Annotated in this window: 8 protein-coding genes; 7 read left to right on the forward strand and 1 reads right to left on the reverse strand. The window is 64.8% G+C overall.

What is annotated here, in order from left to right:
• Window positions 1-93: 93 nt before the first annotated feature.
• From AC51GT_RS11315 to AC51GT_RS11345, 7 genes are all read left to right on the forward strand, one after another.
• Entirely contained in the window at window positions 94-1,947 is a 1,854-nt protein-coding gene (locus AC51GT_RS11315; RefSeq protein WP_496328801.1) for an alpha/beta hydrolase-fold protein, read from the forward strand.
• Window positions 1,948-2,041: 94 nt separating this feature from the next.
• Entirely contained in the window at window positions 2,042-2,581 is a 540-nt protein-coding gene (locus AC51GT_RS11320) for a DUF732 domain-containing protein (RefSeq protein WP_496324590.1), read from the forward strand.
• Between the two features lie 13 nt (window positions 2,582-2,594).
• Window positions 2,595-3,569 carry a cutinase family protein gene (locus AC51GT_RS11325; RefSeq protein WP_496324591.1) on the forward strand — a complete coding sequence of 325 codons (975 nt, stop codon included), beginning with the start codon at window positions 2,595-2,597 and terminating at the stop codon, window positions 3,567-3,569.
• 142 nt (window positions 3,570-3,711) lie between these two features.
• On the forward strand, window positions 3,712-4,707 hold the full coding sequence (locus AC51GT_RS11330; protein ID WP_496324592.1) for an LLM class F420-dependent oxidoreductase: 996 nt from the start codon (window positions 3,712-3,714) through the stop codon (window positions 4,705-4,707).
• A 289-nt stretch (window positions 4,708-4,996) separates the two neighbouring features.
• A complete protein-coding gene (fadD32, locus tag AC51GT_RS11335) occupies window positions 4,997-6,895 on the forward strand; it encodes a long-chain-fatty-acid--AMP ligase FadD32 (RefSeq protein WP_496324593.1) in 1,899 nt (632 codons plus the stop codon).
• A gap of 13 nt (window positions 6,896-6,908) precedes the next feature.
• Window positions 6,909-12,224, forward strand: coding sequence for a polyketide synthase Pks13 (gene pks13, locus AC51GT_RS11340; RefSeq protein WP_496328802.1), 5,316 nt, complete (start codon window positions 6,909-6,911; stop codon window positions 12,222-12,224).
• Window positions 12,217-13,767 (forward strand): acyl-CoA carboxylase subunit beta, encoded by a 1,551-nt coding sequence (locus AC51GT_RS11345; RefSeq protein WP_496324595.1) that lies wholly within the window; start codon window positions 12,217-12,219, stop codon window positions 13,765-13,767. The genes pks13 and AC51GT_RS11345 overlap by 8 nt, the downstream gene beginning before the upstream one ends.
• A 106-nt stretch (window positions 13,768-13,873) precedes the next feature.
• Here AC51GT_RS11345 and AC51GT_RS11350 read toward each other — a convergent pair whose 3' ends face one another.
• Window positions 13,874-14,272, reverse strand: a complete 399-nt coding sequence (locus AC51GT_RS11350; protein WP_496328803.1) for a VOC family protein — start codon at window positions 14,270-14,272, stop codon at window positions 13,874-13,876.
• Window positions 14,273-14,280: the final 8 nt, after the last annotated feature.

Genomic DNA, 14,280 nt, shown 5'->3' on the forward strand with positions numbered 1-14,280 from the left:
CGGAGCGGAGTTCGACCCGGATGTGCGAAGAAACGGCGCAACGGAGTTCGGCCAGAGATCTGGTTTTGATCGTGACTTGAGGAGTAGAGGTACATGCGGCAGAGATTTGTGCGCGGTGCATTGGGACTGATCGCCGGCGCGGTGGCAGTGTCCGCAGTGCTGGGAACGTCGACCGCGGCCGCCGCGCCTCTGCATGCGGCCCCCGGGCCGGTGTACAGCGCACCCGCAGCCGAGGTTCCGGGCGTCAAGATCACCAACACCTTCTGGTACTCCGACCGCCGGGTCGCGATGTGGGTCTACTCGCCGGCGATGGGCACCAACATCCAGGTGCAGTTGCTGCTGGCGAGGGACTGGAATTATCGGCCGTCGAACACCTTCCCGCAGATGTACATGCTGGACGGTCTGCGCGCGCAGGAAGACCAGAGCGGCTGGATCATCAACACCAACGTCGAGGACTTCTACAAGGACAAGAACGTCAACGTCGTCATGCCCATCGGCGGCGAGTCGAGCTTCTACGCCGATTGGAAAGCGCCGAACAACGGCAAGAACTACCAGTGGGAGACCTTCCTGACGAAGGAGCTGCCGCCGATTCTCGAGAAGCAGTGGCGCTCGACGGACGTCAGGGGCGTCGAGGGCCTGTCGATGGGTGGTTCCGCGGCGATGATGCTCGCTGCACGTAACCCCGGCTTCTTCAAGTTCGCCGCGTCTTTCTCCGGCATCCTCCAGCTCAGCTCGTTCGGTATGCCGCAGGCCATCCAGTTCGCGGTCAACGATGCCGGTGGCTACGACGCCTCCAAGATGTTCGGTCCGCCGACCGATCCGGCCTGGAAAGAACACGACCCGTACGTGATAGCGGAGAAGCTGGCCGACACCAGCCTCTACGTCTCGTCGGGTAACGGCCTCGTCGGCCAGTACGACACCCTCTCGACCATCCCGGGTCTGGCCACCAACTACGCCGGTGTGGGACTCGAGGTGCTCTCTCGGGTGACCTCGCAGCAGTTCGCGAGCCGGCTGAATCAGCTCGGTATCCGTGCGCAGGCCGTGTACCGCGACTCCGGAACCCATACCTGGCCGTACTGGCAGTTCGAGATGGAACAGGCGTGGCCGCAGGCGGCCGGAGCCCTCGGGCTCGCCGCCGACCGCCCGGCATGCAGCACCAGTGGCGCGATCGCGCCGGTGTACAAGGCCGCCAAGTCCTCGCTCGGTGAATGCCTGACCCCCGAATACGACGTCCCCGGTGGTCGCGCCCAGGACTTCCGTGGTGGTCGGATCATCTGGTCGGCCAAGACCGGAGCCCAGGTGGTGGGCGGCGGCATCGGTGGCGCCTACGTGGCCGCCGGTGGTCCCGGCGGTTGGCTCGGATTCCCGACCAGCGGCGAGTTGGCCACACCCGACAAGGTGGGTCGCTTCAACCGCTTCCAGAACGGCAACATCTACTGGACCCGCACGACCGGTGCCCATCCGGTCGGCGGCGCAATCCTGGCCGACTGGGGCAAGAGTGGTTACGAACGGGGACCGCTGAAGTACCCGACCGGTGACGAGATCGACACCCCCGGTGGCAAGGGCCGCGTCCAGGCCTTCCAGATCGGCGCCTACTACTGGAATCCCGCCAACGGCGCGCATTCGGTGCAGGGCATGATCCTCGAGAAGTACAGCAAGCTCGGAAACGAATCCGGCTGGCTGGGCTTCCCCACCACCAATGAGATCAGTCTCAAGGCCGGCGGCAAGCTGAACGCATTCGACGGCGGCAACATCTACTGGACCCCCGCGAAGGGTGCCTTCGCGATCGCACCCGGACCGATCTTCGAGGCGTGGGGCAAGGCCGGCTACGAGAACGGCAAGCTCGGCTACCCCATCAGTGACGAGGAGCCGATCACCGGCGGAACCCGGGTGCGTTTCGAGGGTGGTTCCATCGAAAACGTCAACGGCGTTGTCACGGTCAAATAATTTCCTCAGATCGTTTCGGTAGCCTGGCGGAGGCCTTCGGGCACCTGACCGCACAGACGACGCTCCCAGCGAGGGCGCCGGAGAAGGAAGTGACATGACAGGCAACATCATTCGGGCCGTGACCGTGGGCGCAGCGCTGCTGGTGACGGCAGCGCTGGCCACCGGGTGTGGTGACGACGACTCGACCGCTTCGGCGCCCACCAGTGCGGTGAGCACCTCCAGCGTCGCGGTCAGCGCCACCAACAGCGCGGAGCCCTCACCGAGTGAGAGCGCCCCGTCTTCGGCCGTCACGTCGACGAAGGTGACCAGCAAGGCGCAGCCGGACGACACCGAGGGACTGCCGGCCACCGGTCCGGCCTCCGCGCAGGCCCCGGCCGGCGTCGATCCCGACGACAAGATGCAGGCGTACCTGGCCGAGCTGAAGAAGCAGGGCGTCACGATCCCGAACGACCCCGACAACGCGCTGGCGATCAGTGCGGGCCAGACCGTCTGTGAGGGCAAGAAGCAGGGGACCCCGTCCGCCAGCATCAAGATCTTCGTGGTGCCGATCGTCGGATCGGGGACCACTGACGAGGCCAAGGCCGCCTCGGACGCCGACAAGGTGATCAAGGCCGCCGAGTCGAAGCTCTGCTGACCGGCCGACTTCGATGACACCCAAGAAACGCAAGCGGGGCAAACTGCTGCTCTTCGCCATCCTCGGTCTGGCGATACTGAGCATCATCGCGGTCATCCTCGTGGTGATCCTGATCATCAACCTGCTCAAGCCGGAACCCGTTGGGCCGGAGGGCCCGTCGCAGACGCCGTCGACCTCGGTGCCGCGCCCCACGGCGCAGCCCGCCGATTGTCCCGATGTGCAGGTGATCTCGGTTCCCGGTACCTGGGAGTCGTCCAGCAACGACGACCCCTACAACCCGACCGCGAATCCGGAGTCCTTGATGCTCAAGGTTTCTGGCCCGCTGTCGAATGAGTTCGACGCCTCGCGGGCGGACGTCTACACCGTTCCCTACGTCGCGCAGTTCCGGAATCCGACCAACCTGCAGGACCGGCAGACCGACTACAACGTCTCCCGTGCCGAGGGCACCGAGAAGACCCGGGCGAAGATCGCCGAGGTCAATGCGCAGTGCCCGCTGACCAGCTTCGTGCTGATGGGCTTTTCGCAGGGCGCGGTGATCGTGGGTGACATCGCCGGCGAGATCGGCAACGGCAACGGGCCCGTCTCCCAGGATCTGGTTCTGGGTGTCGGCCTGATCGCCGATGGGCGCAGGCAGCCGAACCAGGCGGAGAACGCCGGCCCCGATCCCAGTGGTGTCGGCGCGGAGATCGCCCTCGACATCCTGCCGATCCCCGGCATCGACCTGACCGGTCCGCGACCCGGCGGTTTCGGTGAACTCACCGATCGCACGTATTCGCTGTGCGCGCCCGGTGATCTGATCTGTGATGCACCGACGATCTCCAACCCCCTCGAAGGCATCAACAAACTGATGGGGGCCATCAACAATCCGGTGCACGCGATGTACAACACAACGAAGTACTGGAGTGACGACGGTCAGCCCGCGACGGTCTGGATGACCGACTGGGCACGCAGCGTCATCGACGAAGCGCCGTTCCCCAAGCACGAATAGCCCGGTTGGCCGGCACCGGTATTCCGGTGCCGGCACCGCCTATTTTGCGCCGCCTGGCCGCGGAAGTAACGTGTGACGCCGAACCGCACGGCGTCGGGTGAGCCGATGGACCGCGGGCCATGCGTATCAGGTAGGAGAAGAGATGACTTCAGCTGCGGCGGACTCCGGTCTGCGCAAGTTCCGATTCGGAGCAGGCGGCGAGGGCAACCGTGACGAGGGTGGTGCCCGCAAGTTCGTCAAACTCGCGCAGACCGCCGAAGAGTACGGTTTCGACACCTTCGCGGTGCCCGATCACCTCGGCAACCAGGTCGGTCCGCTGGCGGCACTGGGTGCGCTGAGCCAGGCCACCGACCGGATTCGGCTCGCGACCTCGGTCCTGGCCAACGGCTACCGTCATCCCGCCCTGCTGGCGAAGGAAGCCACCACCATCGACGTGCTGTCGAAGGGACGCCTCGAACTCGGTATCGGGGCCGGGTGGATGAAAGAGGAGTTCGACAAGGCAGGCATCGAGTTCGAGTCGCCGGGCGTACGGATCCGTCGCCTGGACGAGTCGTTGACCATCCTCGACGGGTTGTTGCGCGGCGAAGAGGTCAACTTCTCAGGTGAGTTCTACAACATCAAGGGACTCGTCGGCAGCCCCCGGCCACGGCAGGGACCACGGCCTCCGATCGCCGTCGGCGGTGGTGGTCCGAAGATGCTGGCACTGGCCGCCAAGCACGCCGACATCATTTCTGTGGCCACCGGCACCACCGCCGACGGCAAGCTCCGCCTCTCGGACATGACGATGAAGAAGACGGTCGAGCGGGTGGACCGTATCCGGCAGGCGGCCGGCGAGCGTTTCGACGAGATCGAACTGAACTGGACGATCGCCACCATCGTCATCACCGATGACCGCGAGGCGACCGCAGAAATGGCGCTGGCCGCCCTTGACCAGGGATATCCGCCTAACATCGAGATGGATGTGAAGCTCTCGGTCGAGGACATCCTGGAGTCGCCGTACCTGGCGTTCGGCTCGTTCGAGCAGATCGCCGAGCAGATCCGTGAGGTACGCCGTCGCACCACGATGTCGTACGTCGGCGTATTCCCGACCCAGATGGACGCGTTCGCCCCCATCATCCCGCTTCTCAAAGGAGAGTAGACACGGCCCGCGTGTTCGTGGCGTAGGTTGTCTTTCGGCCACCGCCGAAGGCGGGTGTCCCGGCGGGTGATGCTCAGGAGTTGGACACAGCCGCCGGTAGTATGTTGAGGGTTTGGCTCGGGCCGCCATGGCTGCGAGTCCTATTTGGCTTGACATGAAAAGTAGGGAACCCTGTTGAAGACGAATCCGAAGGTGATGTTCGGCCGTTCGGCCGACATGACACCCGCGGTGAAGCGCGACAGCGGTGACCCGATTCGGGCCGGCGCCCCGGCCGCTATCAGGAGTGCGAATGAACAACGAGTTTGACCAGTTTTTGGACGAGAACGGCAATCTGTTCTTCACCGAGGACGCGACTCTGGTCGACTACGTGGAGCGCAATGTCGTCGAGCAGGCCGATACCTTGGCGTATCGGTTCATGGACTACAGCCGCGAACGCGACGGCGAGGCCATCGACCTGACCTGGGCACAGTTCGGCAAGCGCCTGCGTGCGATCGCAGCGCGACTGCAGCAGGTCACCAAGCCCGGTGACCGGGTGGCGATCCTTGCCCCGCAGTCGCTCGAGTACGTGATCGGTTTCTTCGGTTCGCTCTACGCCGGCAACATCGCCGTCCCGCTGTTCTCCCCGGATGAACCCGGCCACACCGACCGGTTGACCGCCGTGCTGGCCGACTGCAAGCCGTCCGCGATCCTGACCTCGACGAAGTCGGCCGAAGCGGTGCGCGATTTCTTCAAGCCGCTGCCTGCCAAGGACCGTCCTCGCGTCATCGCCATCGACGCCGTCCCCGATTCGGTCGGGGAAACCTGGGTGCGTCCCACCCCCAAGCTCCATGACACCGCGTACCTGCAGTACACGTCGGGTTCGACCCGGGTGCCGGCCGGTGTCGTCATCACGTACGAGTCCGTCGCCGCGAATGCGCTGCAGATGATCGATGCGATCGAGTTCGACCACAATTCGCGTGGTGTGACCTGGCTGCCGATGTTCCACGACATGGGCCTGTTGACGGTGATCCTGCCGGCGCTGGGCGGCAAATACATCACGATCATGAGCCCGCAGGCTTTTGTGCGCCGGCCGGGCCGGTGGATCCAGGAGCTCGCCGCGATGGCGGACCGCGCGGACACCTTCGCCGCAGCCCCCAACTTCGCCTTCGAGCACGCCGCCATGCGTGGCGTGCCGAAGGACGGCGAGAAGATCGACCTGAGCAACGTCATCGGTCTGATCAACGGCAGCGAGCCGGTCACGGTCAGTTCGATGAAGAAGTTCAACGACGCGTTCGGGCCGTACGGACTCCCGAAGACCGCCATCAAGCCGTCGTACGGCATGGCGGAGGCCACTCTGTTCGTTTCGTCGACCAAGCGCGACAACGAGGCGAAGATCATCTACGTCGATCGCGATGAACTCAATCGCGGTCAGTTCAAACTGGTCGACCAGGACGCGCCGGGTGCAGTGGCGCAGGTGTCGTGTGGGCAGGTCTCGGTTAGCCAATGGGCCGTGATCGCCGATTCGGAGACCGCCACCGAGCGTCCCGACGGACACGTCGGTGAGATCTGGTTGCACGGGATGAACATCGGCCATGGCTACTGGGGTCGTCCGGAGGAAACCGAAGAGACCTTCAACAACACCCTGAAGAACCCGTTGCCGGTGGGCAGCCACAGTGAAGGCGCCCCGGCGGGTGCCAAGTGGATGAAGACCGGCGACTACGGCGTCTGGTACGACAACGAGCTCTACATCACCGGTCGCGTCAAGGACCTGGTGATCGTCGACGGCCGCAACCACTACCCGCAGGACCTCGAGTTCTCGGCCCAGGAGGCCAGCCCCGCGCTGCGTCCCGGGTTTGTGGCGGCCTTTGCGGTGCCGGCCAACGAATTGCCCGAGGTCGTCTTCCAGAACTCGGCCAGCGGCCTGAAGTTCGACCCCGATGATGCCTCGGAGCAGTTGGTCATCGTCGGCGAGCGTGGCCCGGGCAAGAAGGTCGATCCCCAGGAAGTGGCGGATACCGTCCGCGCTGCGATCGCACAGCGGCACGGCGTGATGGCGCGCGATGTGCTGATGGTTCCGGCCGGCTCGATCCCGCGAACCTCCAGTGGCAAGATCGCCCGACGGGCATGTAAGGCGGCGTACATCGACGGGAGCCTGCGCGGTGGTTACCAGCAGACCGCGTTCCCCGATGCGCCGATCGAGAACCAATAGTTTGGAAACCCCGATGCCTGAACTGAATAACGAGCCTGACGCTCTGACCTCGGATGACAAATTGCCGGGCTCCAGTTTCGGGCCGGGAGACGGAACGGATCCGGACGGCGACGTGGATGTGTCGCCGGTGGGGTCGGACACCGACTCCGGTGTAGAACTGCACGACGACGAGAAGGCCGGGGACATGACGGTCTCGGAGCTGCGGGAGTGGCTGCGGGGCTGGGTCTCGGAGACCACCGGCCTCCCGCTCGATCAGGTCTCGGATGACCGTCCGATGGAAGAGTTCGGTCTCTCGTCGCGCGATGCCGTGGCGTTGTCCGGCGACATCGAGGACAAGACCGGTGTGATCCTGACGGCGACCGTCGCCTATCAGCATCCGACGATCGCATCGTTGGCCAAACGGATCATCGAGGGCGACCCCGATGAGGGCATCGAGGACGACGATGACGCCGAGCGTTATCAGCGAGTGCGCGGTGCCGACGACGACATCGCGATTGTCGGTGTGGCAACACGTTTTCCGAAGGCCGGGCACACGCCGGAGTCCACCTGGGATCTACTGATCAACGGCCGCGAGGGTGTCAGTGATCTGCCCGAGGACCGCTGGACCGAGTTCAAGTCCGATCCGCGGATCGCCAAGGTGCTGGCAGAGGCGAACCTGAACGGTGGTTACCTCGACGACGTCAAGGGCTTCGACGCCGACTTCTTCCAGATGTCGCCGCGTGAGGTCGAGATGGTCGATCCGCAGCAGCGCCTGGCGCTGGAGTTGACGTGGGAAGCGCTGGAGCACGCCCACATCCCGGCCAGTGACCTCAAGGGTGGCCAGGTCGGTGTCTTCATCGGCAGTTCCACCAACGACTATCAGATGCTTGCCGTCTCCGATCCGGAGGGCGCGGGGGAGACCGCCGCTTATGCGTTGACCGGAACCTCCACTTCCATTGTCGCAGGCCGCGTTTCGTACTACTTCGATTTCCGGGGGCCGTCGATCGCCCTCGACACCGCATGTTCCTCGTCGCTGGTCGCGGTCCACCAGGCCGTGCGGAGCCTGCGCTCCGGCGAGTCGGATGTGGCGCTTGCCGGCGGTGTGAACATGCTCATCACCCCCGCTGCGACGCTCGGCTTCGATTCGTTGGGTGTGCAGTCGAAAGACGGCCGTATCAAGGCCTTTTCGTCGGATGCCGATGGCATGATCCGCGCCGAGGGTGGCGGACTGGTCGTCCTCAAGCGGCTTTCCGACGCCCGCCGCGACGGCGACAAGGTGCTGGCCGTGGTCGCCGGTTCGGCGGTCAACTCCGACGGACGCTCCAACGGACTGCCCGCCCCGAACCCCGAAGCCCAGGTTCAGGTGCTGCGCACGGCCTACACCGATGCGGCCATCAACCCCCGGGACGTCGACTACGTCGAAGCCCACGGCACCGGCACCATTCTCGGTGACCCGATCGAGGCCGACGCGCTCGGGCGCGTGGTGGGTAAGGGCCGCGAGGCCGACAAGCCGGTTCTGCTCGGTTCGGCGAAGACCAACTTCGGTCACCTCGAAGCCGCTGCCGGTGCTGCCGGACTCATCAAAGTTGTTCTCGCGCTTGGCGAGAACAAGCTGCCGCCGTCACTGAACTACGCCGGCCCCAACCCGTACATCCAATTCGATTCGCTGCACCTGAACGTCATCGACGAGGCCACCGACTGGCCGCGGTATTCGGGGCATGCGGTGGCCGGCGTCTCCGGTTTCGGATTCGGTGGCACCAACGCGCATGTCGTGGTCCGGGAGGTCACCCCCGAAGACCTCGCCGAGCCGGTCGTCGCAGACGCCGAACCGGTTGCCGCGCAGGCCGTTGTCGATGATTTCCTCGACGACGATGACGACGATGAGTTCATGACCGAGGCCGAGCGTGCTGCGCTCGGCCAGCTGGCCGCGGCTCCGAAACCCGCCGAGACGGCAGTGGCCGAGGTCGATCCGACCGAGGGCTTTGCCCCCTGCGCGGTCGAGGGTTCAGTTGTCCCGCTTGTCGTTTCAGGATTCGTGCCGTCCCGTCGGCGCAAGACCGCAGCCGATCTGGCCGATTGGCTGGAGACCGACGAGGCCAAGGCCACGCCACTGGCGGACATCGGCCGTGCGCTGGCCCACCGCAACCACGGACGTACGCGCTCGGTGGTGATGGCACGCAGCCACGAGGATGCCCTCAAGGGCATGCAGGCGATCGCCGACAACAAGAACTCGCCGATTGTGTACACCTGCGACGCACCGGATCCGGCGTCGCCGGTGTGGCTGCTGTCCGGTTTCGGCTCGCAGCATCGCAAGATGGCCAAACAGCTTTACACCGAGAACCCGATCTTCGCCGCGGCGGTCGACAAAGTCGACAAGCTCATCGAAGACGAGCTCGGCTACTCGATCGTGGAGCAGTTCCTCGACGATTCGGTCACCTACGAGATCGAGACCTCGCAGGTCGGCATCTTCACCATCCAGATCGGCCTGGCCGAATTGCTTCGTCATCACGGAGCCGATGCCGGTGTCGTCGTCGGACATTCGATGGGTGAAGCGGCCGGCGCCTACATCACCGGCGGACTGTCGCTCGGTGATGCCGTGCGCGTCATCTGCCAGCGTTCGCGCCTGATGGGTGAGGCCGAGGCCACGCTGACCGGCGACGACATCCGGCTGATGGCACTGGTGGAGTACAGCGCCGACGACATCACCGACGTGCTCGCCGATTACCCCGATCTCGAGATCTGTGTGTACGCCGCGCCGACCCACACCGTCATCGGTGGGCCGGAGCCCCAGGTGGACGCCATCGTCGCCCGGGCCGAGAGCGAAGGAAAGCTCGGCCGCAAGCTGGCGACCAAGGGAGCGAGCCACACGTCCCAGACCGACCCGCTGCTCGGCGAGCTCGCCTACGAGCTCACCGGTATCGAGCCGCGCTCGCCGAAGATCGGCTTCTACAGCTCGGTCGACCGCGAGGAGTTCTACCGCCCGGGCAGCGACCCGGTGCACGCTGTCGAGTACTGGACCAAGGGGCTGCGGCACAGCGTCTGGTTCTCGCAGGCGGTGTCGAAGGCCGTCGAGAACGGCCACACCACGTTTGTGGAGCTGGCGCCCAACCCGGCAGTGCTGATCTCCGTGGCCGCCGTGACGTTCGGGGCGGGCATCCATGACGCCGAACTGATCGAAACGCTGCGCCGCAAGGAAGACGAGAGCTACGGCGTGATCAATGCGCTGATGAAGCTCTACGTACACGGACATCCGGTGGACGTCGGAAGCCTGTTCGGTCAAGGTGATTTCGCTGCGATCCCGCGGACCCGTTTCGAGCGCAAGCCGTACTGGCTGACCGCATCGATCTCGGGTGGTTCGGGCGACAGCAAGATCCCGGGCTCACACGTTGCTCTGCCTGACGGCCGCCACGTGTGGCAGGTCTCGGCATCGGCCGTGACGGATCTGACCGCACTGGTGAAAGCCGCTGCCCAGCAGGTGCTTTCCGATGTCCAGGTCACCGCGGTGGTGCCGTACGGCGAGCCGGTCGGGGCAACCACCCTGACCACCACGCTGGCACCCCATCCCGGTGGTGCCGGACTGCAGGTGCATGCGGCCGAAGGGAATTCGTTCCGGCTACTTCTCGATGCGGTGGTCACCGCCGGTGCGCCGGTCGCCGCGCCGGTGCCTGCGCTGTCGAATGCCGCGCAGGCGGCACAGAACTCCGGCTTCGTCGACAACACCGTTGTCACCGACCCGGAGGTCAGTGACGAGATCGGGGCCCGCTGGGATCCGAACTCCGGTGAGAGCATCGACGATCGGATGGCCCATATCGTGGCCGAGTCGATGGGTTACGAGGCAGAGGATCTACCCCGCGAGATCCCGCTGATCGAGCTGGGTCTCGATTCGCTGATGGCGATGCGGATCAAGAACCGCGCCGAGTGGGAGTTCGACATCCCGCAACTGCAGTTGCAAGCGATGCGTGAGGCCAACCTGCAAGACGTGGTCAAGTTCGTCACCTACGCCGTCGAACACCGCGAAGAAGTGCAGGCGCTCGCCGCTCAGGCCGAAGGCCAGGGCGAACTCGACACCGCCGCACTGGCCGAGCTCATCAACTCCGACACCTCGGAGACCCAAACCGAGCCCGAACCCCAGCCAGAGCCGAAGCCGGAGGTTGCCCCGGTCGAGGCTGCTCCGGTCGAGGTCGCTGCGGTGGAGGTCGCCGAACCCGCCGCACCGGTCGCCACCCCGGCCAATCTGAAGAGTCAGGCCGAGGTTGCGGCCGCAGCCGGCGCCGACGTGCCGCCGCGAGATGCCGCCGAGCGGTTGACGTTTGGTGTGTGGGCTGTGGTGACGGGCAAGTCGGCCGGCGGAATCTTCAATCCGCTGCCGGTGCTCGACGACGAGACCGCCGAGAAGTTGACCGCGCGTCTGTCCGAACGGGCCGGTGGTGAGCTCGATGTCGAGGACATCATCGACGCAGACAACATCGAGACGATGTCGAACTACGTGCGCGAGCACCTCGAAGGTGGTCTGGTCGATGGGTTCGTCCGGTATCTGCGGACTCCCGAGAAGACCGACCGGAAGCCGGTTCTGGTGTTCCACCCGGCCGGTGGGTCGACCGCGGCTTACGAGCAGTTGCTCAAGAAGTTGCCCGAGGATGTGCCCGTGATCGGTTTCGATCGCGTCGAGGGCAGCATCGAAGAGCGGGTCAAGCAGTACTACCCGAAGCTCAAAGAGATTCAGCCCGAAGGGCCGTACACCCTCGTGGGCTGGTCGCTCGGCGGTGCGCTGGCCTACGGTTGCGCGCAGATGCTGACCGAAAACGGTGACGAGGTTTCGTTTGTCGGCCTGATCGACGTGGTCCGCCCGTCCGAACCGATCCTCGACACCCCCGAAGCCAAGCGTGCCCGGCTGGAGCGCTACTACGACTTCGCCAAGCGCACATACGGGCTCGACGATGCGCCGCTGCCGATGGACCGCCTGGTGGAAGCCGACGATGAGGGCCAGTTCCGCATCATCATGGAGATGTTGGCGATGAGTGACGCCAAGATCCCCGGTGGCATCATCGAACATCAGCGCACCAGCTTCCTCGACAACCGTGCCCTGACAACCGTGGAGCCGACACTTTTCGACGGCAAGGTTGTGCTCTACCGCGCCGACCGGATGCACGAGGGTGCAATCGATCTCGAGCCGCAGTGGGCGCATATCGACGAGGACGGCCGATGGGGCGAGGTCGTGGACGACCTCGAGATCATCCACGTCGGCGGTGACCACCTCTCGATCGTGGATGAGCCCTACATTGGAAGAATCGGTGCCGATCTGACCGCTCGGTTGGACGAGATCTCGCAGGAAAGTGACAAGAGTGACTGACACGACCGCCGGCAAACTCAAAGAACTCCGCGAGAAGCTCGAGGCAGCAAAAGAACCCGGTGGTGAGCGGGCTGTCGCGAAGCGTGCGGCGAAGGGCATCGGTTCGCCGCGTGAGCGGCTGAACATGCTGTTCGATCCGGGCACGTTCGTGGAGATGGGACAGCTGGCCAAGATGCCGGGTGCCGCCGAGAGTGGCTACGGCGACGGTGTTGTCACCGGTCACGGACTGGTCAACGGCCGTCCGGTGGCGGCCTTTTCGCACGATCAGGCCGTGTTCGGTGGAACCGTCGGTGAGATGTTCGGCCGTAAGGTTGCGGCGATCATGGAGTGGGCGGCCAAGATCGGTTGCCCCATGGTCGGTATCAACGACTCGGCCGGTGCCCGTATTCAGGACGCGGTCACCTCGCTGGCCTGGTATGCCGAGATGGGCCGTCGTAGCGATCTGCTCTCCGGCATGGCCCCGCAGGTCTCGGTCATCCTCGGAAAGTGCGCCGGCGGTGCGGTTTACAGCCCGGCCAACACCGACATCCTGGTGGGTGTCAAAGACCAGAGCTACATGTTCGTCACCGGTCCGGACGTGCTCAAGCAGGTGACGGGCGAAGACGTTTCCCCTGAAGACCTCGGTGGCTCTTACAACCAGGCGGCGTGGGGCAACATCCATCACCTGGCCGATGACGAGAAGGCCGCCTTCGACTGGGTCCGTGAGTACCTCGAATACATGCCTTCGACCTGTTACGAGCGCGCGCCGATCATCAATCCGGGTCTGGAGCCGGAGATCACCGAAAGCGATCTGTCGCTCAACGCCTTCCTTCCCGACAGCGACAACGCCGGCTACGACATGCGCGACATCATCATGCGGGTGTTCGACGACGGCGCGTTCCACGAGGTCGCCGAACTGTTCGCGCCCAATATCCTCACGGGTTTCGCCAGGATCGACGGGACGTCGGTCGGCGTCGTCGCCAACCAGCCCAGCGTGTTGTCCGGTGTGCTGGATACGGATTCGTCGGAGAAGGCCGCCCGCTTCGTGCGGATCTGCAACGCCTACAACATTCCGTTGATCTTCCTGGTGGATACACCCGGCATCCTGCCCGGTCTGGAAGAGGAGCGTAAGGGCACGATCCGCCGGTCGGGCCGGTTCCTCTATGCCTACGTCGAAGCCGACGTCCCGAAGATCACCGTGGTGCTGCGCAAGGCCTACGGCGGCGCGTACGCGGTGATGGGCAGCAAGCAGCTCGGCGCCGACCTCAACTTCGCCTGGCCCACGGCCAAGATCGCGGTGATGGGTGCGGAGTCGGCGGCTGCGGTCCTGACCCGCAAGCAGACCGAGAACGCCACGCCGGAAGACGCCGCGAAAATCCGCAAGGATTTCATCGACTTCTACAACACCGCGATGGCCACGCCGTACCTGGCCGCCGAACGCGGATACATCGACGCCGTCATCGAACCGGCCAACACCCGGTTGGAACTCCGTCGGGCGTTGGCGCAGCTCAAGGACAAGCAGGTTCTGCGGACACCGCGCAAGCACTTCCTGATGCCGATCTGACCTCTCGGATCGCGCCTGCGGCCCAAACGAGCCACTTATACGAAGACGAGCCACAAATATGTGGCTCGTCTTCGTATATGTGGCTCGTTTGGTGACGTGGCGGGGCTCAGTCGACCGCTTCGCCCGGCTGGACCCACTGCACCAGTTGCCAGATGATCCCGTTGGGATCGATGAACTGGCAGTACCTCTCGCCCCAGGGTTCGGTTTCGGGGGCGGTGACGACCTCGGCGCCAGCAGTTTCGATCCGGGCGTATTCCGTGTCGATGTCTTCGACCTCGAACACCACCAACGTGCCCTGACCAGCGGCGCCTGCGATCGATTCCGGTTTGAACGTCTTGAGACCCGTCTGCAGGAAAACGACATTGAATCCGGCGTCAGGATGGGCCAGCGAGACGAAGCCATCGGCGGACATCGCCTCCGTGAAGCCGAAGTGTTTCTCGGCGAAGGAGGCGGAGGCTTTGGGATCGGCGACATTGAGAGACAAAGCAGTGCCGGTGATTTTCACGGTGAGCC

The sequence above is a fragment of the Williamsia sp. z34 genome, from assembly GCF_059553395.1.